Consider the following 26511-nt stretch of genomic DNA (forward strand, 5'->3'; position numbering starts at 1 on the left):
TTTTTGCCCTAAGATAGAGCTTATGACCGACATATTGCAGCAACAGCGTATTGTTAATGTGCTAAACCAACGAGCGCATGATTTGCTACTGGGTCATAGTTTTGCCAATCAGCAAATTGGTTTTATTCATACCTTAGATCTTAATGACGGCAAACCCGTTAAAAAACGCACCTTATTAGAAGTAGAAGTAGCTGCGCAGCAAAAGCGCCAACAAAAAAGCTCTTCACATCAAAAGTTACAGGCTAAAACCAGTCAAAAACTCCATACCGTTATTGAAAGCGTGATTGCTAAACGTCTTGAAGACATCGATTTTGTGATTAAAGACACCATTGGCATAGAAGATAACGTGTGCGCCATACTCGATATACTGGCTACTCGCGCCGCCTCGGTTGGCCGTTTAGAGCCGCTAATTAACGATTTAAGTTGGTTGGGCCGAGAGCTGGTTACCTTAGTTAATTTACCTTTTTATCGTAAGCAGCGCAGTAAAGGCACCTCAGTCAAAGTAGATACCCCAGCGTTGGCATTACGTTATGTAGGCTTAGATAATTTACAGCTGGTAGTGCCTACTTTTGCAGTGCGTCATTGGATGCCACATAGCACAGAACCATTCACGTTATTAAAGCGCAGGTTAAAAGACAACACCATGTCGTGTGCCATTGCAGCGCAAACGCTTGCCCAGCTTAACGGGGTAAACCCAATGCATGCGTTTACATTGGGCATGTTACTGAATGTAGGGCAAATTGCTTTAGTGCGCTTATACCTAAAAGTGTTTGATCAGGTATGGCAGCGCAAAGTACTGCGTGCTCGTGAAGAAGGTGATAAAAACCTACACACCGCGCTATTAGAGCTAAAACCAGATCCGTTATTTTTAACAACACTGCTACACGAAAAATCACTGCTTGTCAGCGCCAAGGTCATAGAAACCATGTCGTTCAAATATTTGCCATTTAACAGTGTTATGCAGCAGTTAGTGAATGGGGTTGAAAAGGGCGATAGTTTATTGCCATTATCGCAAGTGATTTTAAAGGCTCGCTGTTATTCTCAATATTTAAATTTAAAAGAGCACCAGCTGATTGAAGACGATGAATTACAAAGCTGGTTTAGCTATTATCAGTTCAATAAAAAAGAGTTAGATACCCTAAAAACAGGTAATTTTACTAATTTGGCACTTCAAATTGATTAAATCTGTTAATTTTTTTGCGACTATTCATTCACTTTAATTCTACTTATTCATGTGCAGTTGATTTATAAGCGCCATGCTTTTTTCGTTGTAGAGGCGCTCACTAAGGTAAATGCACATCATAATTAGCTCTCAAATAGTTATTCACTATCTATGAAATAATATCTTAAGCCCTTTATTTTAAAGGGGTACATGAAAGTTTTTGAAGAGACATCCCCCTAAATTTCTGAAATAATGAGCGCCTGAAAATTGAACCACAACGTAGTTTCAGGCAAATATACAGCTATTAATTTTTGCCGGCACATTTGGTTATTAACAATAATCACACCCCTATTCTACTGCTTTGTGATGCACACAATTAAGAGGAAATAAAATGACAGTCAATCGCGAATTATTTGATCACGTAATGGTTCCTAACTACGCACCTTCAAGCGTAATTCCTGTTCGAGGCGAAGGCTCTCGTGTATGGGATCAACAAGGACGAGAGTTTATCGACTTTGCTGGTGGTATTGCCGTTAACTGTCTTGGCCATTGCCATCCTGCATTAGTGGGCGCATTAAAAGAGCAAGGCGAAAAAATTTGGCATTTATCAAATGTAATGACCAACGAGCCGGCACTTCGCTTAGCTAAAAAAATGGTTGATGCGACATTTGCTGAAAAAGTTTACTTTGCAAACTCAGGCGCAGAAGCAAACGAAGCGGCACTTAAGTTAGCGCGTCGTTTTGCGCTTGATAAATTTGGCGCAGAAAAATCGCAAATCATCGCCTTTAATAAAGGTTTCCATGGCCGTACATTCTTCACCGTTACTGTAGGCGGTCAAGCAGCCTATTCAGATGGGTTTGGTCCTAAGCCAGGCGACATTGTTCATTGTGATTACAATGACCTTGCCGCATTTGAAGCACTGATCAGCGATAACACCTGTGCGGTAATGATGGAGCCAATTCAAGGTGAAGGCGGTATCATTTCGCCAACTGACGAATTTGCACAGGGCGTTCGCGATTTATGTACTAAACACAACGCACTGCTTATTTTTGATGAAGTACAATCAGGTGTTGGCCGTACAGGTGAGCTATACGCATACCAAGGTTTAAACGTAGTGCCTGATATTTTAACCTCAGCAAAAGCTCTCGGTGGCGGTTTCCCAATTGGCGCTATGCTAACAACCACTGAGATTGCACAGCATCTTAAAGTGGGTACACATGGTTCTACTTACGGTGGTAACCCATTAGCGTGTGCAGTTGCAGAAGCCGCATTTGATACTGTAAATAACCCAGAAGTTTTAGCAGGCGTTAAAGCAAAGTCGGCGTTATTTACTGAGCTATTAAATGCCATTAACGACAAGTACAACGTATTTAGTGAAATTCGTGGCCAAGGTTTATTAATTGGTGCTGTGGTAAACGAGCAATACAAAGGCCGTGCAAAAGAGTTTTTAGTTGCCGGTACTGAGCATGGCTTAATGTCATTGGTTGCTGGTGCTGATGTGGTTCGTTTCACACCTTCTTTAGTAATACCAGAAGCGGATATTCGCGAAGGTATGGCACGCTTTGAAAAAGCAGTAGCCCACGTTGTAAATGCGTAATTGCTAATTCAACTTCTTTAGGGGCAAACGTAGTTTGCCTTGCAGTTCCTATTTACCGTTATATATAAGGGAGTAAGCGGATTCATGATGATCCTTCGCCCAATCCAAAAAAGTGATTATGCAGCTTTAGTAACCATCGCCGACGAGTCGGGACATGGCTTTACTTCTTTGCCTAATAATGAAGAGTTATTACAAAAGAAGATAGCGCATTCAGTTAACTCATTTACAAAAACGACATCACAACCAGGTGATGAGGGTTACTTATTTGTTCTTGAAGATACTGAAACTGGTGAAGTAGTCGGTACTTCAGGTATTGAAGCCGCAGTTGGCTTAGATGACGCATTTTATCATTATCATTTGAGTAAAGTGATTCACTCTTCGCGCACGCTAGATGTGTATAAAGCGGTAGATATTCTCACCCTTTGTAATGACTACACTGGGGCGACAGAGCTGTGCACACTGTTTTTAAAAAACGGCTATCGTAAAAATTGTAACGGTAAGCTGCTTTCAAAAGCACGTTTTATGTTTATAAAACAGCATCAACAACGCTTTGCACAAACCGTTATTGCAGAAATGCGCGGTGTATCTGACGAAAACGGTAGTAGCCCATTTTGGCAGTGGCTTGAAGAGCACTTTTTCTCTATGGACTTCCCAACGGCAGATTATCTGACGGGAATAGGGCAAAAAGTATTTATTGCTGAGCTTATGCCTAAATACCCAATTTACGTCAACTTATTGAGTAAAGACGCGCAAGCGGTTATAGGTCAAGTGCATGACAATACGCGCCCTGCAATTCAACTATTAAAAAGTGAAGGTTTTACTTTTAATGGTTACGTTGACATTTTTGATGCGGGCCCAACCGTTGAAGCAAAAGTAGATAACATTGCGACAATTCGTAATGCACAAAACTTTAGTGTTGAAATTGGCGAAATGACAGGCGATACCATGGTGTTGTTAGCCAATGACAAGCTTGAAGATTTTAGAGCAACCATTGTTCCTATGACATTTGATTCGCGATCAAACAGCCTAGTGCTTACGCAAGAACTTGCTGATGCATTACATTTGAAATCGGGCGATTTTGTTACTGCTACCCCAGTTTAATTTAGGAGAAAGTATATGACTCATCCTGCACAATTTATTAATGGTCAATGGTCACCAGGCCAAGGCACCGAATTTAACTCAGTTAACCCTGCAAATAACGATGTTATTTGGCAGGCATCAGCTGCAAGCGCTGAGCAAGTAGATAGCGCCGTAGCCTCTGCGCGTGAAGCATTTTATAGCTGGGCTGATAAAAGCTTTGCGCAGCGCTTAGAAATTGTAAAAACCTTTGCTGCAACGTTAAAAGAGCATAGCGAAGAGTTGGCTGTGGCAATAGCTCAAGAAACAGGTAAGCCACTTTGGGAAACGCGTACTGAAGCGGGTGCCATGGTCGGAAAAATTGCCATTGCTGAAAAAGCATTTTTAGAGCGTACCGGCGACGTTGAAAACGCGATGCCGCAAGGCCGTGCGATGATCCGCCATAAGCCACACGGTGTTGTTGCTGTATTTGGTCCTTATAACTTCCCTGGGCATTTACCAAATGGCCACATTGTACCTGCACTTTTAGCTGGTAATACCGTGGTATTTAAACCCTCTGAACTAACACCTATGGTGGCTGAGCTAACCCTTAAACTATGGGAAAAAGCCGGTTTACCAGCAGGGGTTATTAACCTTGTACAAGGTGAAGTTGAAACAGGTAAAGCACTGGCGTCACACAAAGGCATTGATGGTTTATTCTTTACAGGTTCTTCTCGTACGGGTCATATTTTACATGAGCAGTTCGCAGGTCAACCAGGTAAGATTTTAGCGCTTGAAATGGGTGGTAATAATCCGCTAATCGTTAAAGATGCAGAAGATACGCTTGCTGTTGTGCACGATATTGTGCAATCTGCGTTTATCTCAAGCGGCCAACGCTGTACGTGTGCGCGTAAATTGTTTTTACCAACAGGTGCTAAAGGCGATGAAATTTTAGCGCGCCTAATTACAGCCACTAAAGCAATCAAAGTTGGTAATTACGACGATGCTGACCAACCATTTATGGGCTCTATGATTTCAACGGCCGCTGCCGCTGGAATGGTTAAAGCACAAGATGAGTTAAAGGCCATGGGTGGCGAAGTGCTGGTTGAACTTGAGCACACAGCAAACACTGGTTTTGTTACACCGGGTATTATTGAGTGTACAAATATCAATGACTTCCCAGATGAAGAGCATTTTGGTCCGCTTCTAAAAGTATTCCGTTTTGATGACTTTGACCAAGCAATTGATAAAGCAAACGACACGAGCTTTGGTTTATCAGCAGGCTTACTCAGTGATAACCAAGCTGACTACGATCATTTCTTACGTCGTATCCGTGCGGGTATTGTTAACTGGAACCGTCCTATTACCGGTGCATCAAGTGCAGCGCCGTTTGGCGGTATTGGTGCCTCAGGTAACCACAGAGCAAGCGCTTATTATGCCGCTGACTACTGTGCATACCCTGTTGCGTCTGTGGAACTTGAAAAAGTAACCATGCCAGCAACACTAAGCCCAGGTTTAAAAATCGATTAATCGATTTTTTAAACTAGTAATAAATCACTAAAAAAGCAGCTTCGGCTGCTTTTTTTGTACTGCAATCTCACAAAGCTAGCAATTATCAGTGCTTTCTGCTTAAATTAAGCAACCAGTATTTTTGAGGTAAGTAGACAATGGTTTTAAACAGGCAAGGGTACGATGACTTAATAATGTACCTAACTCAGAACTTAGCGTTGTTTGAAAAACCAGGTGAAATAAAGCCAGGTGCACCAACGGTTATTGAGTTAATTGAAGATGTAATTGCCGAAAATGTCATACGCATTTGTCAACAACACCCCGATCTATCTACAGAGCAGCGTAGTCAAATTGTACGCGAAGTTGATGGCATTGTTTACGACTTACAAGAAGTACTCAGCAGTGTGACTTCTCACACCGTCACAGTCGAACAGCATGCTTTTATTGATGAGTTTGCAGGGCTAGTCAAAAACTTATTTGATAACGCTATTAGTTAATATTTCCCCCTTTAAAACCACGCTTTATTCGCTATTTAATTTTAAATGCGCGCGAGTGTCTGCGTGTAATGAATATAAATTATTGAGATAAAACAGTGCAAGCAAATGTAAAATGGGTTGAAGGTAATACTTACATCGGTCGCTCTAACAGCAATCATAATGTCGTGTTTGATGCGGGCAGTGACGGAGCCGCACCTAGTCCAATGGAAATGGTATTGATGTCGGTTGGTGGTTGTTCATCGGTTGATGTGGTGAGTATTTTAAAAAAAACTAAGCAAGAGTTCTCATCAGTAGATGTGCAGTTAACCGCTGAACGAGCAGAAACAGCCCCGCGCGTGTTCACCAAAATTAATTTACACTTTGTTGTAACCGGTAATAATGTGTCTGAAAAACACCTAGAAAGAGCGGTTTCGCTTTCGGCAGAAAAGTATTGTTCAGTTGCATTAATGCTTGATAAAACAGTAGAAATTACCCACAGCCATGAAGTTGTTCAAGATCAGGGAAAATAACGCTTTTTCCGTGAGTAAAATTCGTATAAAATCCGCGAACTTTTCATTCTGCAGGTGCAGATTTCACTAATTTATAGGTTGGTTTATATGAACAAACCCTTCGATAAACTTAAACTTCATGGCTTTAATAATTTAACTAAAAGCCTAAGCTTTAGTATTTACGATATTTGCTATGCAAAAACAGAGCAACAACGTAAAGAATATATAGAATATATCGATGAGCAGTATAGTGCAGATAGACTAACCGACATTTTAGGTGATGTGGTTGATATTATTGGTGCCAATATTTTAAATATTGCACGTCAAGATTACGAGCCACAAGGTGCCAGCGTAACTATTTTGGTTTCAGAAGAGCCGGTAGAAGAGCAGCAAAATTATGATGCTGACGAAGCACCAGGGCCGTTACCTGACTCAGTGGTTGCACACCTTGATAAAAGCCACATTTGTGTTCACACGTACCCTGAAGCACACCCTGATGATGGTATTTGTACTTTCCGTGCTGATATTGAAGTATCAACCTGTGGCATTATTTCGCCACTTAAAGCGTTAAACTTCTTAATCCATAGCCTTGAGTCAGATGTGGTTACAATTGACTACCGTGTACGTGGCTTTACCCGCGATATTAACGGCGTTAAACATTACATTGACCATGCAATTAACTCGATTCAAAACTTCATGACAGAAGATACTAAAGAAGCGTACCAAATGATGGACGTGAACGTGTATCAAGAAAACCTGTTTCATACCAAAATGATGTTAAAAGAAACCGACTTAAATACGTATTTATTTGGTTTATCTACTGATGATTTGTCAGATGACGAAGAAGAAGAGATTCGCTCAAAACTAACACGTGAAATGCAAGAAATATTCTATGGTCGTAATCTGCCAGATACAGAATAATAGCAACGCATTAAATAAAAAATGGCGCTCACTGAGCGCCATTTTTGTATGTGTTGTTTAATGCTACTTAATCAGTAATAACTCGGTTTGTCGGCCATTTAGATACCACACACCGGTTTTATCAAATAGGGCGTCTTCTTCTAGCATTATTCTTATTTCTTTATTCCACGGCTTTATAAACACCGCATTGTTAAGCTCAATAGAATAAGCGGTATTTAAATGCAGTGGGTAATCGCCATCACCCGGCACACCTTGCTGTGAATCCCACATGCCTAGTGTCGTGCCAGCTGCATGGCCATGATAGCCAAGCGGGTGCGTATAAATAGTGGGTTTTAAACCTTGTGCAATGGCTTTTTCGCGGGCGGCTTTTAATACCTGATTACCCGTTTTACCAGCTGTAAATTCAGCCGTAAAAATGTCCTGTAGCTTATTACCCTTTTTTAACGCATCAACAAGGTAATCTGGGGCTTTTGTCTCGCCTGGTTTTAAAACATACGCATGTTGTTGAGTGTCGGTATTTAGGCGTAAATACGTAATACCAAAATCAACATGCAGTAAATCGCCAGCTTGAATAACATTGTCGGCATAGCCATTGGTAAAACTGTCTTCGTGGTCGAACGATTTACTGTCGGCGCGTTGTATTGCAATACTTGGGTGAAACCACGTTTGCAGTTTAAGCTCCCTTACGCGCTCTCTAAACCACCATACTAAGTCGTCGCTGGTTGTCTCTCCAACCGTAATGGTATTACTGGAGAATCCCTCAGCAATAATATGATGGGCAATAGATACAATATGCTTATACATATCTACTTCTTCGGGAATACGTTGTTCAAGCCATGAAACAGCCAGCGGCTCGGCTGATATTATTTTGCTTTGATATGGTTTAGGTAGGGTAGACATTAATTGTTTATAATCGCCCAGTACCAAGCCATCGGCATGAGCCCAGTCTGTTGATGTATTAAGGGCAATATTTCGTGGTTGGTATTGCTCAATTAGCTCATTAAGTGCGCGCCACTGATTGGGCTGTGCTTGCTTGTCCCAGGCCTTTTTAAACACATTCCCTATTTTATAAGGCGCAATAGCAAAAGCATCTACAGCCCCTGAGGCATTGCGTGCGAGCACTAAAATGGTGGTGCGTCTTGCCGACAACCACGTTGCTGGCAGCATGGTTTTTAATATCGGATCTTCATTATATTCGCGGCTTATCATTAGCCACATATCTATATTGTGTTGCTGCATTAATGTGGGTAATAACGTATTGATGCGTTTTTCGGTAATGCTATCGATAAACGCGGCCCTGTCTTTCATTGATAAAATAGTCGGGGACTCAGCGGCTTTAATTACAGGGCTAAGAAGTATGAGTATAAAGGCTAATAAAAAAACGCATTTATTGTTTTGCATAGTTGGCTTATTTTTAGGCGAATATATAAGCTAACATCTCACAAGCAATACGATAAAAAAATCATTTGCGATAAACCGCAGGCACAAAAAAGCCCAGCAAAATACTGGGCTTTTTAGAGTCAAAACGTTTAGCTAAGCATGCTGTACAGTAACGCACAAACGGCTAACGAACCGACCGCCAGTACAAATAAGGTACTTAAACGGTTACGGTATTTTTGTAAGCTAGGTACTTTGTAAACCGCAATCATTGGCATAATGAATAAAATCATCGCAATGATTGGGCCCGATAACTGATCCATCATATCTAGTATGCTTGGGTTTTTAACCGCGCAGAACCAAATAGCAAAAAACATCAGTACCGCACCCACTTTGTCAGCCACTTTAGGGCTCATGCTTGAGTGTTTAGTTACTAATCCGGTAAAGCTTTCGCGCGCCCCTAAAAAGTGACCTAAAAACGACGACATAATAGCAATAAAGGCAACCAAAGGTCCCAGCGTTGCAATGAATGAGTTTTCCGTAATATTAGCTAAGTAAGACAAAACAGAAACGTTTGCCGCTTTGGCTTCTGCCATTTGTTCACCTGTAAGTGATAGCACACATGAGAACACAAATAACAAAACAAAGGTGATCAGTAATAAGCTAGTACGTTTTAGAATCGCTTCTGACTTAGACGTTGCTAGTTCACCGTAGTGGCTGCGTTGTTTATTAACAAAGCTTGAAATAGCCGCTGCATGGCTAAACGAAAATACAATAATAGGAATTGATAACCAAAGTGTTTTACTAAAGCTGCCTAGCTCAGGCAAACTTGTATCCGGCATTTGCCAGCTTGGGATTAAATACAGCGATAAAAAGAATAATATACCCACTAACGGATACACTAAAATAGCAAAGGCGCGCAGCATTAAGCGTTCACCGCCCATCATTAAGCCAATCATCAGCGCAACTAAGATACCCGATAACGCAACGCGTGACGGCGACTCCATCCCTAGCTGATTGACCATAAAGCTGTCTACCGTATTGGTTAAACCCACACCGTAAATAAGCAAAATAGGAAAAATTGATAAAAAGTATAACAAGGAGATCAGTCGACCCGCATTTACGCCAAAGTGCTCTTCTACCACATCGGTAAAATCAGCCTCTTTATTTTTTGACGATAATACAAACCGCGCCAAGCCACGGTGGGCTAAAAAGGTCATCGGAAAGGCTAAACACGCCATAATAATCAGCGGCCAAAAGCCACCAATACCAATGTTAATCGGTAAAAATAAAATACCGGCACCTACTGCGGTGCCAAAAAGACTGAGTGTCCACTGCGTATCATGCAGGTTCCATTTTGATTTAGACGTGTGTGCGTCTTGCGTTGGTGCATTTGAAAGCGTTGCACCTTGAGATGTTGTCATGTGTGTGTATCCATTATTTATCATAATAATTGCGCCGAAGAATATAGTTTTTAGGCACTCATTTCATGTGTTTTTATGTCTTGGATATAAATTTGTTGTAGCGTATTAGTTACTGACTGTCACGAATATGAAACAGTGTTTAAAAGCTGCGCAATTAGTGCAGGAATATGCCGCGAAATGCGTGAATAATCAGCATGATTGGTGTGAAAGGCGGGACATACAATCTGAAAAGTTATTTTCAAGTCAATGTGTACTTGGTATAGATTAACTCAGTGAATGATTGATAAGTGTACTTATGAGAATTGAGAGTACTTGCTCACTTTCTTGGCCAGTTAATTGATAGCTAATAACTCAAAACGGGTTTTATCCTGTAATATTGAAGCCATTAATCGGAACTTCATAAGAGATTTTTTCTAAACTCCGTTATACTTTCTACAATTCAATAAGCCAAATGAAGTAAATAGGCCGCTAATTGCAATGAGCAAAGACATTCTTTTCCATACTATTTTTGTGCACGAAACCAGTAAAACATGGGTAGTATTTGTCCATGGCGCAGGGGGTAGTTCGGCAATCTGGTTTCGTCAGCTTAAAGCTTATAAAAAAGAATATAATGTGTTGTTGCTTGATCTTCGTGGTCACGGTAAATCTAATGATCTATTACAAAACTTTGTAGATAATAATTACTCATTTAATAATGTTTCTAAAGACATTATTGATGTGTTAGATCATAACAATATCACCAGCGCACACTTTGTTGGTATTTCATTGGGCACAATTCTTATTCGAAATATTGCAGAAATCGCCCCGCAATATGTTTCTAGCATGGTGCTAGGTGGAGCGGTTACTCGTTTTAACACTCGTAGTAATACCTTGGTTTATTTAGGCAATACCTTTAAACACTTGTTGCCTTACATGTGGCTGTATCGTTTATTTGCTTTTATTATGATGCCGAAAAAGCGTCATAAAGAGTCTCGACTTTTGTTTGTTCGTGAAGCAAAACGCTTGTGCCAAAAAGAGTTTATAAAATGGTTTAAATTAGCCATGGACGTAAATCCTTTAATGCAGTATTTCAAAGAAAAAGACATTGATATACCCATTCTTTACATTATGGGTAAAGAAGATCATATGTTCCTTGGCCCGGTTAAAGAAATGGTTAAGCGCCATAAAAATAGCGTATTGCAAACCATTCACCATTGCGGCCATGTTTGTAACGTAGAACGCCCTGACTTATTTAATCAACACTCGCTTGCTTTTATAGCCCAACAAAATCGATAAAGGTTGTCGCTTTTAAATAGCGTTTAATCAATGGCAAGTCTTAAAAACGTATAATAGCCATCACTTGTTGATTGGAAACGGTCATTCTTTTGCCTTTATCCTTAAGCTAAAAACACTGTATTGCTTCATGCCACACTCTTTTACACATAGTAAAATACCTCGATTAATATAATTTTATAATTGGCAATCACTTACACAGTTTGTTACTAATAGATGTTTACAAAATAAGAACGCGCTCATGTGAACTATAAGGGTGTAATTTGAGCAAGTTACTAGAATGCGGGGAAGTGTGTGAGAACATTCTTAGTTTTAATATCATTACTTCTTAGTGGGTGCTCTCCAATTTGGGAGGAGCAACCTTATAAAGTGTATTACATTGACGGTACCAAAAGGTTAGGTTTCAGCCTTGGTCAGGGCGCATATATTGGGCGACTCGATGAACCAATAAATATTAAATCTAACGAACAATATACTTCGGCTTATGCTTGTCCGCATAAAACTTGTGCTTTTTACTATATTGATAAAGCCAAAGATAACAAGTTTGCTGAACACAACGAGTTTGTTTATGGACCATACACTAAAGCTCAATTTGCAGCGATAACTAAAAAATTAGGGTTACCGACTATAAATTCCATCGCTAACAACGCAATTTAATAAAGGTTAAAAACTTTATTTATATTTTCACTGGCTACAACACGTCCAAATATGTTAACTAAAACGCTAATTAAGGTTTATAAATAAAGAACTTAAAGAAAAAATAAAGGCAGTCAGTATGGATAAAAAGAAAGCCATTGTTATATTATTCGGCATAGTATGGTTTATGTTAGGAGCTACTTTTTTCATAGGTTTTGAGTCAGTAGAAAAGTTGTTGTTTTGCGTGTTTGTATTTTTCTTTTGTTATAGATATATCTATGCATTTATATTAAAAAGAAGTATTTATGCACCATATACCGGTGAGGAAATTTCTCCTACTGAAGGTAATTTAATAAAGCGGCTCTTTATGCTGATTATAGGTATCGGTGCGTGTACCTATTTTACTTTCTTTATCTCTTAAAAAGCATACTTGACCAAAAGCCTGAACAAACCCTAATAGAAAAGGTTATATTATCACTTGGTATGTTCATAACTTTGCTGTGTTTTAGTGCACTTTATCATTCGTGGACAAGTTCTTGTTTAGTGCGAAATAGCGAGGATGGTTAACGGGTACTTGTTGGGTTTCGTTCCACTCAACCCAACCTACGGTGTTTAAATTGCCATAGAGCTGCTCGCGACTCTAAGCCCGTAGCCCGCAGCCCGCAGCTCGTAGGTATATATTGAAACAGTTCTTATTCTTCGAGTGCTGATACCACAAAAAATGGATTCAAATACTCATCTTTGGTGTTGTACAAAAGCGGGCTGCCATCAAGTTGAGTGACTTTAGCGCCGGCTATTTCAGCGATGGCGTGGCCTGCTCCGGTATCCCATTCACAAGTTGGGCCTAAGCGCGGGTATATGTCGGCGCTGCCTTCGGCGACTAAACACAGCTTCAGTGAGCTGCCTTTTGACACCATTTCAACCTCATCAAAGCGTTGTACAAATTCAGCTAAATCAGGGGAAGGGTGCGAGCGGCTACCTACAACACGAATAAGGCCTTTGTTAGGCTTGGTGGTCACTTTAAGCTCGATGCGCTCATCGCCTTTATCTTTAAAAGCACCAATGGCTTCGGCGGCTAAATAAGATACACCCAGTGCAGGGGCATCAACCACGGCTAAAACCGGTTTGCCATTTTCGATTAGAGCAATATTAACGGTAAACTCGCCGTTCTTTTTTATAAATTCTTTGGTGCCATCGATTGGGTCAACCAGCCAGTAGCTTTTCCATGTTTGGCGTACATCCCAACCAATATCGGCACTTTCTTCACTAAGCACAGGAATATCGGAGGTGAGCTCTTTTAGTCCTGCACTAATGATTTTATGAGCTGCTAAGTCGGCGTCGGTTACAGGGCTTTCATCGGCTTTGTACTCAACGTTAAAGTCTTTATTGTAAATACCCATAATCGCGCTTCCCGCTTTGCGGGCGAGAATAAGGGTTTCTTCTAGCAGTTCAGTCTGGTTCATTACATGGGCCTATAGTATATGCTGATGTTTTAGATACGTTATCAGCTGAGCTACCGATTGGTCTAGGGTGTTTTTACTGGTATCTAAAATTATTTCAGGATTAACCGGCGGCTGGTAAGTTGAATCAATCCCAGTAAAGTGTTTAATTTCACCGGCGCGCGCCTTTTTATATAAGCCTTTTGGATCGCGGCTTTCGCACACCTCAAGAGGGGTGTCGATAAAAACTTCGATAAATTCACCCTCATCTACTAATTCACGAACCATGTCGCGCTCGGCTTTAAAAGGAGATATAAACGCAGTAAGGACTAACAAACCAGCGTCAACCATTAGCTTGGCGGTTTCGCCTACGCGGCGGATATTTTCAACGCGATCGGCATCGCTAAAGCCTAAATCTTTACATAAACCATGGCGTACATTGTCGCCATCAAGTAGGTACGTGTGCGCGCCTTGCTGATTGAGTGCCGCTTCTAAAGCATTCGCAACGGTGCTTTTACCTGAGCCAGAAAAACCAGTAAACCATATAATAGCGCTCTTATGCTTTTTTTGTTCGCTGCGCTGTACTTTAGTGGTAGCGTAATTATGCCAAACAATATTGTTATCCATTTGCTGTGTCTCTTTATGCTATAAGCGCGGGCATTAAAACGGAAATACCAGCGGGATCAAAGTTAGTACGGTAATTGAATAAATAATAGAAAGTGGTAACCCCATCATTACATAGTCTTTTAGTCGGTAGTTACCCGCGCTATAAACCATTAAGTTAGTTTGATAACCAAAAGGTGAAATAAAGCTGGCTGAGGCGCCAAATGCAACCGCCATAATAAACGGCAAAGGTTCTACGTTAAAGCCAATAGCCAATGAGTAGGCAACCGGAAACGACAGTGCCGCTGCGGCGTTATTAGTGATCAATTCGGTAAATAACACCGTCATTAAAAATATAGCGATAAACGCGCCATAAGGGCCAAAGTCGCCTAGCACTACAAACATGGCGTCTGATATTTGCCCAGCAAGGCCGGTGCCTATCATCAGCTTAGCTAAACCTATGGCACTGCCTACTACGGCAAGTAACTCAATAGGAAAGCGGCGTTTTATTTCGCTTAGCTTAATCGTGCTACACAACATCAGCCCAATAAGTAACACTAATAAGCCTTTAACCAGCGGTACTGCACCTAAAATACTTAACCCCAGCACACCTGCAAAACTTAACAATACAATGTTTGATTGTTTTGCACCGAGGTGGGTTTGTAAATCAAGCCCTGAAATATACACAAATTCGCGCTTTAAGTTAGTTAAGTCATAAAAGCTTTTACCAGGGGCGAGGATTAATGAATCACCCGCTTGTAAGCGCACTTGCCCAAGCCCGCCTTGTAAGCGGTCATGTCCACGGCGAATAGCAATAACGGCCGCATGAAATTGCTCTCTAAAGCGGGCTTCTTTTACCGTTTTGCCAATTAATTTAGACGACTGACTAACGACAACTTCAACGAGGTGTTCTATGTCTTTTTCGTGTTTGTCGTGCACCACTTTTAAGCCGTCAAAGCGAGTGAGCAAAGGTACCGACTTTATATCGCCTACAAACAGCAGTATGTCGTCTTGTTGAATAATATGTTGGGGGGTCACGGCGCAAATGCGATTGCCATCGCGAATAATTTCAGCCAAAAACAAGTCTTTTAAATCGCGTAAACCGTTTTCTTCTACGGTGCGGTTTATTAGTTTAGAGCCGGTTTGTACTTTCCCTTCTAAATAAAAAGGCACCACTTCTTGGCTATTTTTACCGTTGTCGGGCAGGCATTTTAGCATAACTAAAATAGTGATTAAGCCCACACTGAGTGCGCCTAAACCCACTAAGGTAAAATCAAAAAAGCCTAATGGCGCCATCCCCGCATCTACTGCAAAGCCATTTACGATTAAGTTAGTAGAGGTACCGATGAGTGTAATAGTGCCGCCTAAAATTGCGGTGTACGACAAGGGTAGCAACAGCTTTGAAGGGGAGTGGTTTGGGTTATCTTTTATGGCGGTAATTAAGGAGGCAACCACCGCGGTATTGTTAGTAAAGGAAGACAAAAACGCTGTAGAAAGCCCAAGCTTGGTCACTGATTTAACTAAACTGCCACTGGATAACGATTTAGCTAAGCGTTGAATAAGCGTGGTTTTTTCTATCGCTATCGACACTAAAATTAATAACACTAAGGTAATTAATGATGGGTTAGTATAATTAACCAGCATGTTTTCTAAGTCAATGAGCCCAGTTAGGTAGCTGGTGCCTATGGCACTGACAAATAACCACGCAGGGTTAATACGGGTGCCAAATAGGCACCCGACTAAAAGCAACATAATGCCTGTTAAAATGAGCTGTTCTACCATGCTTTAAATATTCCTAACAGGCGGTTATTAAACGTTATAGCTTTGAAATATCAAGCGCTTGCCAATGTGGAAAGTGCTTGCGTACGAGGGCATTAAACTCAACTTCAAAGTCGCTAAATTTACCCGCATTTTCTTCACGTTGTAGTACCTGTTCTATCATTCCTGCTGCAACCGTTAAGTTTGATAAACGGTCAATAAGAATAAACGAACCTGTTTCATGATTGTGATGGTACTGATCCGCTAAAATAGTCTCGGTGAGCTCGAGTGTCACAATCGCAATTTCGTTTAATTGTAATGAATCTGCGCTGCCATGCTCTAGGGTGTTTACATCAATAGTGTGGTCTATTTTTGTGACCATGGCCGAGGTGTTTTTGCTGCCTAGTTTTAGGTTATAGCTTTTACCTAGTACTAATGGCGATTCGTGCATCCACACAATTTTAGCCTGTAATTGGTTGGTTACTTGAGCTTGCGAATTCGCAGGCACAATAACGTCCCCTCGGCTAATATCTATTTCAGTATTAAGAGTAACCGTGATTGCTTGGCCTGCTTCGGCGGTGTCGAGGTTGCCATCAAAAGTCACAATCTCTTTAATGTTAGATGTTTTACCTGAAGGCAGTACTTTTATCTCATCGCCAACGCGTAATTTACCTGAGGTCAGCGTGCCTTGAAAACCACGGAAGTTTAAATTAGGGCGAACCACATACTGCACCGGAAGGCGCGCTTCAAAACCAGTGTCGATTTCAGCTGCCGGAGAGTCTTCTAACAGCTCAAGCAATGGTTTGTCGGTGTAATAAGGAGTGTGTGCAGAGCGAGTTACTACATTATCGCCTTTAAGCGCCGACATAGGCACAAACTTAATGTTTGATACGTTAAGTTGCTCGGCAAATTTTAAATAATCGGCTTTAATTTTTTCATAAACGGTTTCGTCAAAATCAACAATATCCATTTTGTTAACCGCAACCACAAACTGTTTAATGCCTAATGAGTCACAAATAAAGCTATGGCGCTTAGTTTGTACCTGCACACCATAACGTGCATCCACTAAAATAATGGCAACATCACTGGTTGATGCACCCGTTACCATGTTACGGGTGTACTGCTCATGCCCAGGGGTGTCGGCAATAATAAACTTACGCTTAGCGGTTGAGAAATAACGGTACGCTACGTCAATTGTTATGCCTTGCTCACGCTCAGCTTGTAGGCCATCAACTAACAATGCTAAATCAAGTTCTTCACCGGCATTACCTACTTTTTCGTTATCTTTATGAAGTGCAGCTAGCTGATCTTCATAAATTTGGTGACTATCGTGCAGTAGGCGTCCAATTAGGGTTGATTTACCGTCATCCACACTGCCACACGTTAGCATACGTAATAAGCTTTTATCTTGTTGACGTGCTAGGTAAGCGTCTATACCAATTTCTTTTACTTCGTTAAATGTATCGTTATTTAGGTTAGACATTAGAAATACCCCTCACGTTTTTTCTTCTCCATAGAGCCTGCTGAATCATGATCAATCACCCGACCTTCACGTTCAGATGACGACGATAGCAACATTTCTTCAATAATTTCTGTTAGGCTGCTTGCCGTTGATTCAACCGCGCCAGTGAGTGGATAACAGCCTAAGGTTCTAAAGCGAACCGACTTCATTTGCGGTACTTCACCTTCATTAAGCGGCATGCGATCGTCATCTACCATGATTAAGGTACCGTCGCGTTCTACTACAGGGCGCTCTTTAGCAAGGTACAGTGGCACCATTTCGATATTTTCTTGATAAATGTATTGCCAAATATCTAGTTCAGTCCAGTTAGATAGTGGGAATACTCGAATACTCTCACCTGGATTCACTTGGCTGTTATAGGTATTCCAAAGCTCAGGACGTTGGTTTTTAGGATCCCAGCGATGGTGTTTATCACGAAATGAATACACGCGCTCTTTAGCCCGTGATTTTTCTTCATCACGGCGTGCGCCACCAAATGCTGCATCAAAACCGTACTTATTCAGCGCTTGCTTTAAGCCTTGAGTTTTCATGATATCGGTATGTTTACCCGAACCATGGGTGAATGGGCCTACACCCATTTCGATGCCTTCAGGGTTTTTGTGTACAATTAAATCAAAGCCATACTCTTTGGCTAAACGGTCGCGAAACTCAATCATTTCACGAAACTTCCAGTTGGTGTCTACGTGTAATAACGGAAACGGAATTTTTGCAGGGTAAAATGCTTTACGAGCTAAGTGCAAAAGTACCGATGAGTCTTTACCGATTGAGTAAAGCATAACTGGGTTCTCAAACTCAGCGGCGACTTCGCGCATGATTTTGATACTTTCAGCTTCAAGTTGCTGAAGGTGAGTTAAAGCCATTGTTGGTCGTCCTACTAAAATGATTAAATTAAAATCTGTTAAACTACGCCACGTCTGTCAGCGGTTGAGCAAAGCTACTGATCTGTGCTTTTTCGCCAAACCAGTGTAATTCTTGATGCAGCGAAGCTACTTCACCAATAATCAGTAAAGCGGGTGAAATAATTTGATGCTGCTCAATGAGCTGTGCTAATTGGTCTAACTGTCCTGTGACAACACGTTGATTTTTGCGTGTGCCGTTTTCAATTATGGCCACTGGTGTTGTTGCTGCTCGCCCATGTTTTAATAGCTCGGCTTGAATATGCGGCGATTTAATTACCCCCATATAAATAGCCAGTGTTTGGTTTTTTTGTGCAAGCGACTGCCAATTAAGTTCTTGTCCTTCTTTTTTGCAGTGTCCGGTAACAAACTGAATAGCCTGAGCATGGTCGCGATGCGTTAAAGGAATACCTGCGTAGGCACTACATCCCGCGGCTGCCGTTATACCTGGCACTATTTGGTAATTTACGTTATTGGCTGCCAGTACTTGGACTTCTTCGCCACCACGGCCATAAATAAATGGGTCGCCCCCTTTAATTCGGCACACTTTTTTACCTTGTTGTGCTAAATCAACCAACATCTTATTTGTATCTTCTTGAGCTACGCTGTGATCGCCTAAGCGCTTACCCACACAGATTAAATCGGCATCGCGACGCACTAATTCCATGATCTCATCGGATACCAAGTAATCATATACCACCACATCGGCTTGTTGCATTAGTTGCAGCGCTTTTAGTGTGAGTAGCTCTGGATCGCCTGGGCCTGCACCGACTACGTATACTTCGCCTTCTGGTTCAACTTTGGCATCTAGCATTTGCTCTAGTTGTTGCTCAGCGCCATGGGTATCACCGGTTTGGACTTTGCTTACTACTGATGAATCAAACACGCCTTCCCAAAATTGGCGACGATCAGCAAAATGTTTAAAGCGTTGCTTTACTTTATGGCGAAAGCCACCGACCAAGTTAGCGAGTGGGCCGATATGCTGGGGAATAAGTGTTTCGAGCTTTTCACGTAAACGTCTTGCTAAAACCGGCGCGGTACCCGCACTTGAAATCGCAATGGTAATTGGGTTGCGATCAACAATAGAGGGGAAAATAAAGGTACATTTAGGTTGATCATCCACCACGTTCACAAACATATTACGCGCATTGGCGAGTTCAAATACGGTGTTGTTTACTTCATCGTTGTCGGTGGCGGCAATAATCAAAATTTTGCCATCAAGATGCGACTCTTCAAAATAGGCATCAATTAATGTTACTTCATTATTATGCGCATGTTCTTTTAATTCTTCGCAAAACCAAGGGGCAACTAGCGTTACATCGGCACGTGCTTTTAAAAACGCACGGCATTTTCGCAAGGCAACCTCTCCACCGCCAACAACCAATACGGGTTTGTTGTCGAGTTTGGTAAAGATAGGTAAATATTGCACTGAATAACGCCCCTAAAAAATAATAAAGTGTTTAACTGAGAAGCAGAATATAGTGGCTATTGATAAGTAAAAAATAATTAAATCTTAGTTGATATTCTTAAAAGTTATATGAATCATGTTTTTTAGGTCTAAATCGTATTTAGTAAGGGGTAGAGTGACATTTAGTATAGAAAACGCGCTTATAGTGTTTGGTTATGAGCTATAGCAAGTTTAAGCTATGATGCTCTTATATAGTTTAAGGTCACACAATTTCATAGGCATAAAATGACAAACAATACTCAAAACGCCACGCTAGCCGTTAGCTTAATGGACTTAACCAGTTTAAACACTGATGATAGTCAAGCCAGTATTAACGCATTAGTAAACAGTATAAACCCTAAGCTAGGCACGCCTGCTGCGCTTTGTGTGTTTAGTGAATTTGTTGATGACGCTAAAATAGCACTTGCTAATCGCTTATTGAGCCATGTAAAAGTGGCCACCGTAACTAACTTTCCCTCTGGTGATGCGCCACTCAATGAAGTACTCAATGAAACCCTGATAGCCATAGAGCGGGGGGCCGATGAAATTGACCTAGTTATTCCTTATAAAGCGCTTTTAAAAGGTGAAGCAGATACCGTGCTGGAATACGTGAGTGAGAGTAAAAAGGTATGTGGCAGCCGTGCTAAGCTCAAAGTGATCATTGAAACTGGCGAGCTAAAAACGGCAGCATTTATTACTCAAGCAACCGAACTTGCCATCCAAGGCGGAGCTGATTTTGTAAAAACCAGTACAGGAAAAGTAGCGGTGAATGCCACGCTTGAAGCGACTGAAATAATGCTTAAAGCCATCAAAAAGTCATCAAAGCGAGTTGGTTTTAAGGCGGCTGGTGGAGTCAAGACCGCAGTAGATGCAAATGCTTATTTGCAACTAGCAACCGAGATTATGGGGCATGATTATTTAGCACCAGATACATTTAGGTTTGGCGCTTCATCGCTGTTAAATGACGTTTATAAGGTGTTGAATGAAGCGCAGCAGTGATGCCGAAAAACAACAGTTAGAGCACGATGCGGCCAAGTTGTTTTTGCGATGTTATGAGCAGCAAACGGGAATTCATATGCGCCATATTTGGCACAATGAACCAAATAGACCCGATGTAAGCTGTTATCAAGAAAATCAGCAGCTCGATATAGAAGTGGCGCATTTATACGCCAGTGAAACGGAAGCCATGGCCGTGTTAGGCCGGCCACTGTCGATACAAATGCAGCGTGATTTAGCCGACATGGCGCAACAACCAAGCGAACACCGGTTGCAATCAGCGTTGGAGCGCTTATTAAAACAAAAAGCGACTAAGCGTTATTATTCAAAGCGTACGTGGTTGTTAATTCGTAACGCTAGTACTATTTGGCATAAGAGCGACTTTGAAGCGGCAGTCAAAAAAGTATGTTTTCCAAATACCCATCAATTTGAACAAATATGGTTACTGTGTGATTTTTATCGCGGTGAGTTATTACGAGTAGATTAAAAGCGGCTATAGAGTAGCCGCTTTTTTATTGCTTAATTAAAAATCAAAGGTGCTGATTAGTTAAACTTAAACATGTTGCCTAAGCTTTCTAGCCCTGACTGTTGAGTTTTTGCTAAACATTTTGAGTCATCTAAAGATTTCTTTGTTGTTTCATCGGCAAGGCCCGTTACTTTCAAGCTCTTCTCTTGTTGATACTCGCGCAGTGCTAATACAGTTTGACGGTCGTACTTAACGTCTTCAGTTTCAAACTCTTCATAATTAGGTTGGTTTTTTAAATACCCTAAGCAAACCAAGTTCATACGAGACATAGCCAAGTCCATTTTTTCGTAATGTGGCATTCTATGATTCGGCACATCGACAGCGACGGCAGCAGGTGCTGCTTTTTTACTAGTTACTTTTGGCGGCGGTGGCGCTGTATAGCCTGCTGCAAGCGTGTTGTTTTGGTTATAACGATAGTAGGTATCTGGAATTTTAGTTTCTAAAAATTCAACGGCTTTAATTATTACTTCTCGTAGTGCCTTTTCTTTTGGAGTGTCTGACCAACCACTAAGGCTTCCTCCAACGAGTGCGCCACCAAAATTAGTCGCTGCGCTGGTAAAATCAAAATCTTTGCTACCACCCTCAACGCTAGTAGCGGCCAGAATACGTGAAGTGCGCGTATCAATTAAGCGTAAATCAATAGCCATGTGCGATCCAGAAAAGCCAGCTGAAACAGAACTAAACACATCACCAATAAAGCCGCCTGAACCAACACTTGCCCCTGAACTGTCATCATCAAATTCAGTAACCGCTGCAACGACGACAATCTCAGCGCCTTCAATTTCGCCATACGCAGCACCCGATTGTGCACTCACTCTGCCTGATACAGCTAAATCTTGCTCTGAAAGTACAGCGTCTAGTGCTTGGCGCTCCAATACAATAAAGCGATTAGTGCCAACAAGTGCGGTGGTAAGTTGATCTGCCATACCTTCACCAATTTCTTTTCGCCACCATCTAGAGTTATTCGACTTATCAGTGAAACGCGCCACGGCGATACGTGCTTTAGGGCCATTGTATTGCTGTTTGCTTACTTCATTAATGTCAGGCGAGTTTTGATTTGAAGTAACGTTTGTTGAGGTGCTTTGGCATGCGCTTAAGCTGGTTATTAATGCTGTAGCTAGTAGCGTTTTTTGTATGGATGAGAGCATAGGATTTTCCTTAATTTATGTGCTTAATTACATTTGTAGTTATTTTTTTAGCAATGGCTAATTAAGGTTAATTTAAATAAATCAGTATCTTAAAAATAGTACTTAGGCGAAAGCTTTGAGTACACACGCGAAGCTAATTACTTTTACATGTTTGTGCTTCTCTGTATTGTTTTGGTGTAAGTGAATATTTGGCTTTGAAGCAACGGGCAAAGTAACTTTGAGAACTAAAGCCGGTGTTATCTGCAACTAAACCTATGGTTAAGTCGCTATCAGCTAATAATTTTGCTGCATATTCTAGACGGGTATTGCGAATGTAATCGCTGGGTGTAATGTCAAAAAGTGCTTTCATTTTTAATTGCAGTGCACGAGGGCTCAAACACATTGCACTGGCAAACTCTTCCACGCTAAACAGTTCATTTTGGTAATTTTCACGCAAGATTGTTTTTAAGCGTTCTGTAAACGTGTAATCTTTATTCTGCTCTATTTGTGCATCTAAGGTCACAGCATGTACTTGGGCTGATAACTGTTTTATTAGGTGCTTATTTAACGCATCACGAATGCCTAATAAGCCATGAACCCGACTTTTTAATAATGATGCTTCAAAGGGTTTACACAGGTAGTCATCGGCCAGTAAATCAAGCCCTTTTATACGGCTATTACTGTCTGCTTTGGCAGAGAGTAATAAAACAGGAATATGATTAATAGAGATATCTGAGCGAATGGCACTGAGAAGTTGATATCCATCCATCGTAGGCATCATTACGTCACTGAGCACTATATCGGGCATTTGAGTTTGGCACAGCACTAGCCCTTCTTCTCCATTATTAGCGGTGAGGCAGGTGTAGTTATCACTAAATAATGAAACCAGTAACTCACGCATTTCCTCGTTATCTTCAACAATGAGTAGTTTTTTGTTGTTTTCTACCAGCATAGTTTGAGAGGACGCTAGTTGTTTATCCGTTAATAAGTTATCTGATTCACACAATGGCAACGTGACTGTAAAACAACTTCCTTTGTTTATTTTACTGGCTAATGAAATTTGCCCGTCGTATTGCTCTACAAGCTGCTTAACCAGAGCGAGACCTATACCACTGCCTGTTTGGTTGTGTGTTGCAATACGAGTAAAGCGTTCAAAAATAAGCGCTTGCTGGTGCTCTTCAATACCAATACCAGTATCAGATACCGTTATAACAACATTATTGTTTGTGTTAGAAAGCGTTAGATTAACGGTTCCATCTGATGGGGTGTATTTAAGTGCATTGGTCAATAAATTATCAATAATAGATAAAGTATGTTTAGTTTCTAAATTTATGTAACTAGGCTGTTGCGTCGTGTCTTTAAAGGAAAAATTAATATTTTTTTGGGCAAACAAAATAGCAAAGTCGTCTACTATTTGCGCTACAAAAGGGCTTAAAGAATAAGCGGATACATACTCTGTAGCCGAACTTGGACGCTGACTTAACTGTAATAACTCATTGATTAAATTAAGAAGGCGGTGCCCGTTGCGCTTAATTATAGAAACTTGTTGTTGTGCTTGAGCACCAAGTTGTTGCTGTTGTAAGTTTTCTACTGGCGCTAAAATTAAGCTCAATGGCGTTTTAAGTTCATGACTAATGTTATCTAAAAATTGGGTCTTTAGTTGATTGAGCTTTCTTTCTTGTTGAATGAGTTGCTCTGCGGTTTTAGCTCGATAGCGTGACGCTAAAATTAACCATGTAATAATCGAAACTATTATAAAATAAGCCGCATAGGCTAATTGCGTTTGCCACCAAGGAGGCGTTACTGTCAGCTTTAGCATAGTGTGAACTTTGCTCCATTGCCCGTATTGATCTTTTACTTTTAATTGTAATTGATAGTTACCTGCACTTAGCTGTGAATAGTTAACTTGTCGTTGGCTTGCATCGGTATAGATAAATTGCTTATCTAAACCATTTAGCTTGTAAGCATACTGGTATTGATTAGCCGATGAAGCGTTATTAATGGCGGCATATTTAAAGCCAATGACCCCTTGGCTGGTTGGAAAAGAGAGTTTTTTAGTATGGTTTATTAGTTTTGCGGGCTGTTTTTTATCTGTTAGATAGTTTTTTGTTTTACTTGCTTGGTTGTAAATTAATAGCTCAGTTAATACTGGGGTTGGTGCTGAAGTACTCAGTTGCAGTTTACTAGGGTAAAACTGATTAAAGCCATTGATTCCGCCAAAAAATAGCTCGCCATCAGCTGCTTGAAAAGCGGCACCTAAAATAAACGAATTATGTTGCACGCCGTCACGAGGTAAAAAATGCTGCATAGCTTGATTCGTGGGATTATAGCGAGTTAGTCCTTGGTTACTGCTTAGCCATAAGTAGCCTTTTCTATCATCTTTAATGGCAAAAATATTATCGTTTAGTAATCCATCATGTTCGGTAATGTAAGAGATTTTTTGTGTTTTTTTATCAAGGCGGTTTAAACCACCAAAGGTACCCACCCATAGGGTATCGTTATTTTGCAAGTGCAAAGAGGTGACCATATTATGGCTTAAACCCGTTTGCGATACCTGATCCGAGGGGTAATGAGTAAATGATTCATCCGCCATACTTAGATAATCTAAACCTGCACGCGTCCCGACCCATAATCCGTTCGCATTTTGATCAAAAAGCAAAGTAAATACGGTATTGTTAGCAAGACTATTAGTCGAGTCGTCGTGCTTGTAATGTTTAACCTCTAAGGTGTCGGGATTAAAGCGTGCTAAACCTTGATTGCTACCTAGCCATAAATTTCCTTTAGGATCGCTCGTTATCGCATAAACACGATCGCTGCTAAGCTGATGGCTTTGCATTGTATAGGCAATAAAATTATCTTCAGTTGGATTGTATTGCAGTAATCCGCCGCCATAAGTGCCAATCCAAAGTCGCTGCTTGTTATCTTCATGCAGGCTAAAGACATTATTATTGGTTAGGCCGCTTTGTAATTTTGAGTTAACTTTATAGTGCTTAAAACCCGTGTCGGTTTGTTTGTTTAAACCGTCACGAGTACCAACCCATAATTGGCCTTGTGTATCTTTGAGTAGAGCGCGAACAAAATTATGACTAATGGTATTGTCATCATCGCTCAAGTGCTGTTGATGCGAAAATTGATTTTGCTTTTTATCATAACGTTGTAACCCATAGCCATCTGTACCAATCCAAATGATACCGAACCGATCTTGATAAAGTGACAATAGGTAATCATTAGCAAGCCCATTTAGTTGCTGCTTATTGTGCGGTATGTGCTGAAAATTATTTTTAGATGTACTTTGCTCTGTTTTGTAAAATAAACCTTTACCATAACTTGTTAGCCACAAGGTATCGGTGTCGTCAACTAAGATATCGGTGATCCATACACCTGCAAACTGAGCAAACTCTAGAAAAGCCTCTGTTTTAGGGTTAAATAGGCTAAGCCCTTGTTTGCTTGCTACTAATAGCTGCCCTTGTGCATTTAATTGCAGCCGCCATAAATTTTTATGACTTCCTGCAATGTGATTAAAGGTTTTATGCTTTGGGTTAAACTTAATTAATCCTTCGCTGGTTGCTAACCAGACATTTTGTTGTGTATCTATAACAATATCTTGTATGACTGTATTAGCTTGCTCGGGGCTATTATAGCTAAACGACTCTACTTCATTCTTGACTATATTTAGACGCGTTAACTTTCCATGCTCATGACCTAACCAAATATTATTTAGGCTATCTGAAGCCAATGACCAAATGCGGTTATCAGTAATAGCCAACTCAGTGTGCGTATTAAAAACCTTAAATTGGCCGGTTTGAGTATCAAGTAAATTTAAACCATTACTGGCGGTAGAAAACCAAATAGCATGTTGATCGGCAGCCAAACAATCGGTGACCCAGTTTCCTGAAATGCTAGCCTCACTAGGGTGAGACTTAAAGCGTTTAAACTCATAACCATCAAAGCGATTAAGACCGCCTTGTGTCGAAAACCAGTGAAACCCTTGCTTGTCAGTGATACTGCAAGTAATCGAATTTTGCGATAACCCCTGTTCACTAGAGTATGTATCTAAGTGAATAGCGCGCGCGACGAGTGCACTGTGAAATAAGCATAAAACGCTTAGAATCACGATTTTGTAAAGTGTATGAAGTAAATGCACCCGCTTCCTTGTGCTATTAATATTCCTAAAAGTGAAACAATCATAAACTGCTTTTTTATTAATGTTAAGTTTGATTTTGAGTGTGGCCAATGAGATTTTAAGTTATGGGTATCT

General features: G+C 40.8%; 22 protein-coding genes. 12 read left to right on the top strand and 10 right to left on the bottom strand.

Annotation, left to right across the window (positions count from 1 at the left end; genetic code table 11):
• Positions 1–22 precede the first annotated feature (22 nt).
• The 7 genes from PISS_RS01070 to speD all read left to right on the top strand — a co-directional run bounded on the left by PISS_RS01070 (position 23) and on the right by speD (position 7230).
• The gene (locus PISS_RS01070; protein ID WP_058154029.1) at positions 23–1183 is read left to right on the top strand and encodes an HDOD domain-containing protein; all 1161 of its coding nucleotides are present in this window, start codon (positions 23–25) and stop codon (positions 1181–1183) included.
• A gap of 370 nt (positions 1184–1553) precedes the next feature.
• A complete protein-coding gene (locus PISS_RS01075; RefSeq protein WP_013463826.1) occupies positions 1554–2759 on the top strand; it encodes an aspartate aminotransferase family protein in 1206 nt (401 codons plus the stop codon).
• Between the two features lie 84 nt (positions 2760–2843).
• Positions 2844–3860: an arginine N-succinyltransferase gene (astA, locus tag PISS_RS01080; RefSeq protein WP_058154031.1), complete on the top strand. Its 1017-nt coding sequence runs from the start codon at positions 2844–2846 to the stop codon at positions 3858–3860.
• A gap of 15 nt (positions 3861–3875) precedes the next feature.
• Positions 3876–5345 (top strand): succinylglutamate-semialdehyde dehydrogenase, encoded by a 1470-nt coding sequence (astD, locus tag PISS_RS01085; RefSeq protein WP_024602227.1) that lies wholly within the window; start codon positions 3876–3878, stop codon positions 5343–5345.
• 137 nt (positions 5346–5482) lie between these two features.
• On the top strand, positions 5483–5821 hold the full coding sequence (locus PISS_RS01090; protein WP_013463829.1) for a DUF3802 family protein: 339 nt from the start codon (positions 5483–5485) through the stop codon (positions 5819–5821).
• Positions 5822–5916: 95 nt separating this feature from the next.
• A complete protein-coding gene (locus PISS_RS01095; protein WP_013463830.1) occupies positions 5917–6330 on the top strand; it encodes an OsmC family protein in 414 nt (137 codons plus the stop codon).
• Positions 6331–6417: 87 nt separating this feature from the next.
• Positions 6418–7230 (top strand): adenosylmethionine decarboxylase, encoded by an 813-nt coding sequence (gene speD, locus PISS_RS01100; RefSeq protein WP_013463831.1) that lies wholly within the window; start codon positions 6418–6420, stop codon positions 7228–7230.
• A gap of 63 nt (positions 7231–7293) precedes the next feature.
• Here the strand turns inward: speD and PISS_RS01105 are convergent, their stop codons facing one another.
• Positions 7294–8631 (bottom strand): M24 family metallopeptidase, encoded by a 1338-nt coding sequence (locus tag PISS_RS01105; protein ID WP_058154033.1) that lies wholly within the window; start codon positions 8629–8631, stop codon positions 7294–7296.
• A 128-nt stretch (positions 8632–8759) separates the two neighbouring features.
• The gene (locus tag PISS_RS01110) at positions 8760–10031 is read right to left on the bottom strand and encodes an aromatic amino acid transport family protein (protein ID WP_058154035.1); all 1272 of its coding nucleotides are present in this window, start codon (positions 10029–10031) and stop codon (positions 8760–8762) included.
• Positions 10032–10508: 477 nt separating this feature from the next.
• Between PISS_RS01110 and PISS_RS01115 the strand changes: the two genes are divergently transcribed.
• The 3 genes from PISS_RS01115 to PISS_RS01125 all read left to right on the top strand — a co-directional run bounded on the left by PISS_RS01115 (position 10509) and on the right by PISS_RS01125 (position 12360).
• Positions 10509–11306 carry an alpha/beta fold hydrolase gene (locus PISS_RS01115; RefSeq protein ID WP_008468816.1) on the top strand — a complete coding sequence of 266 codons (798 nt, stop codon included), beginning with the start codon at positions 10509–10511 and terminating at the stop codon, positions 11304–11306.
• A 291-nt stretch (positions 11307–11597) separates the two neighbouring features.
• On the top strand, positions 11598–11960 hold the full coding sequence (locus tag PISS_RS01120; RefSeq protein ID WP_033103601.1) for a hypothetical protein: 363 nt from the start codon (positions 11598–11600) through the stop codon (positions 11958–11960).
• A gap of 118 nt (positions 11961–12078) precedes the next feature.
• Entirely contained in the window at positions 12079–12360 is a 282-nt protein-coding gene (locus PISS_RS01125; protein WP_033103600.1) for a hypothetical protein, read from the top strand.
• A gap of 271 nt (positions 12361–12631) precedes the next feature.
• On the opposite strand, the gene cysQ is transcribed toward PISS_RS01125, so the two are convergent.
• The 6 genes from cysQ to cysG are packed head-to-tail and all read right to left on the bottom strand — an operon-like array spanning position 12632 to position 19586.
• Positions 12632–13402 (bottom strand): 3'(2'),5'-bisphosphate nucleotidase CysQ, encoded by a 771-nt coding sequence (cysQ, locus tag PISS_RS01130; protein WP_058154037.1) that lies wholly within the window; start codon positions 13400–13402, stop codon positions 12632–12634.
• Between the two features lie 9 nt (positions 13403–13411).
• Positions 13412–14005: an adenylyl-sulfate kinase gene (gene cysC, locus PISS_RS01135; protein ID WP_013463834.1), complete on the bottom strand. Its 594-nt coding sequence runs from the start codon at positions 14003–14005 to the stop codon at positions 13412–13414.
• Between the two features lie 33 nt (positions 14006–14038).
• A complete protein-coding gene (locus PISS_RS01140; protein ID WP_058154038.1) occupies positions 14039–15763 on the bottom strand; it encodes an SLC13 family permease in 1725 nt (574 codons plus the stop codon).
• Between the two features lie 34 nt (positions 15764–15797).
• Positions 15798–17222, bottom strand: coding sequence for a sulfate adenylyltransferase subunit CysN (gene cysN, locus PISS_RS01145; RefSeq protein ID WP_013463836.1), 1425 nt, complete (start codon positions 17220–17222; stop codon positions 15798–15800).
• Complete coding sequence (gene cysD, locus PISS_RS01150; RefSeq protein WP_013463837.1) at positions 17222–18121, bottom strand: sulfate adenylyltransferase subunit CysD; 900 nt, start codon at positions 18119–18121, stop codon at positions 17222–17224. The genes cysN and cysD overlap by 1 nt, the downstream gene beginning before the upstream one ends.
• A gap of 43 nt (positions 18122–18164) precedes the next feature.
• Positions 18165–19586 (bottom strand): siroheme synthase CysG, encoded by a 1422-nt coding sequence (gene cysG / locus PISS_RS01155; RefSeq protein WP_058154040.1) that lies wholly within the window; start codon positions 19584–19586, stop codon positions 18165–18167.
• Between the two features lie 264 nt (positions 19587–19850).
• Between cysG and deoC the strand changes: the two genes are divergently transcribed.
• The gene (gene deoC / locus PISS_RS01160) at positions 19851–20603 is read left to right on the top strand and encodes a deoxyribose-phosphate aldolase (protein WP_058154042.1); all 753 of its coding nucleotides are present in this window, start codon (positions 19851–19853) and stop codon (positions 20601–20603) included.
• The gene (locus tag PISS_RS01165) at positions 20587–21087 is read left to right on the top strand and encodes a hypothetical protein (RefSeq protein WP_013463840.1); all 501 of its coding nucleotides are present in this window, start codon (positions 20587–20589) and stop codon (positions 21085–21087) included. Before deoC ends, PISS_RS01165 begins: the two co-directional genes overlap by 17 nt.
• Positions 21088–21143: 56 nt before the next feature.
• Here PISS_RS01165 and PISS_RS01170 read toward each other — a convergent pair whose 3' ends face one another.
• Positions 21144–22274 carry a CsgG/HfaB family protein gene (locus PISS_RS01170; protein ID WP_013463841.1) on the bottom strand — a complete coding sequence of 377 codons (1131 nt, stop codon included), beginning with the start codon at positions 22272–22274 and terminating at the stop codon, positions 21144–21146.
• Between the two features lie 133 nt (positions 22275–22407).
• Positions 22408–26397, bottom strand: a complete 3990-nt coding sequence (locus PISS_RS01175) for a hybrid sensor histidine kinase/response regulator transcription factor (protein ID WP_058154043.1) — start codon at positions 26395–26397, stop codon at positions 22408–22410.
• Positions 26398–26511 lie beyond the last annotated feature (114 nt).

This window comes from Pseudoalteromonas issachenkonii, assembly GCF_002310795.1.
GTDB lineage: Bacteria > Pseudomonadota > Gammaproteobacteria > Enterobacterales > Alteromonadaceae > Pseudoalteromonas > Pseudoalteromonas tetraodonis.

Bases quoted from the DNA above. Each gene is read 5' to 3' on its own strand.
- deoC (WP_058154042.1), top strand. From the start codon at position 19,851: ATGACAAACAATACTCAAAACGCCACGCTAGCCGTTAGCTTAATGGAC.
- PISS_RS01170 (WP_013463841.1), bottom strand. From the start codon at position 22,274: ATGCTCTCATCCATACAAAAAACGCTACTAGCTACAGCATTAATAACC.
- speD (WP_013463831.1), top strand. From the start codon at position 6,418: ATGAACAAACCCTTCGATAAACTTAAACTTCATGGCTTTAATAATTTA.
- PISS_RS01090 (WP_013463829.1), top strand. From the start codon at position 5,483: ATGGTTTTAAACAGGCAAGGGTACGATGACTTAATAATGTACCTAACT.
- PISS_RS01140 (WP_058154038.1), bottom strand. From the start codon at position 15,763: ATGGTAGAACAGCTCATTTTAACAGGCATTATGTTGCTTTTAGTCGGG.
- PISS_RS01165 (WP_013463840.1), top strand. From the start codon at position 20,587: ATGAAGCGCAGCAGTGATGCCGAAAAACAACAGTTAGAGCACGATGCG.
- PISS_RS01105 (WP_058154033.1), bottom strand. From the start codon at position 8,631: ATGCAAAACAATAAATGCGTTTTTTTATTAGCCTTTATACTCATACTT.
- cysD (WP_013463837.1), bottom strand. From the start codon at position 18,121: ATGGCTTTAACTCACCTTCAGCAACTTGAAGCTGAAAGTATCAAAATC.
- astA (WP_058154031.1), top strand. From the start codon at position 2,844: ATGATGATCCTTCGCCCAATCCAAAAAAGTGATTATGCAGCTTTAGTA.
- astD (WP_024602227.1), top strand. From the start codon at position 3,876: ATGACTCATCCTGCACAATTTATTAATGGTCAATGGTCACCAGGCCAA.
- PISS_RS01110 (WP_058154035.1), bottom strand. From the start codon at position 10,031: ATGACAACATCTCAAGGTGCAACGCTTTCAAATGCACCAACGCAAGAC.
- PISS_RS01075 (WP_013463826.1), top strand. From the start codon at position 1,554: ATGACAGTCAATCGCGAATTATTTGATCACGTAATGGTTCCTAACTAC.
- cysQ (WP_058154037.1), bottom strand. From the start codon at position 13,402: ATGAACCAGACTGAACTGCTAGAAGAAACCCTTATTCTCGCCCGCAAA.
- PISS_RS01115 (WP_008468816.1), top strand. From the start codon at position 10,509: ATGAGCAAAGACATTCTTTTCCATACTATTTTTGTGCACGAAACCAGT.
- cysN (WP_013463836.1), bottom strand. From the start codon at position 17,222: ATGTCTAACCTAAATAACGATACATTTAACGAAGTAAAAGAAATTGGT.
- PISS_RS01125 (WP_033103600.1), top strand. From the start codon at position 12,079: ATGGATAAAAAGAAAGCCATTGTTATATTATTCGGCATAGTATGGTTT.
- cysC (WP_013463834.1), bottom strand. From the start codon at position 14,005: ATGGATAACAATATTGTTTGGCATAATTACGCTACCACTAAAGTACAG.
- PISS_RS01070 (WP_058154029.1), top strand. From the start codon at position 23: ATGACCGACATATTGCAGCAACAGCGTATTGTTAATGTGCTAAACCAA.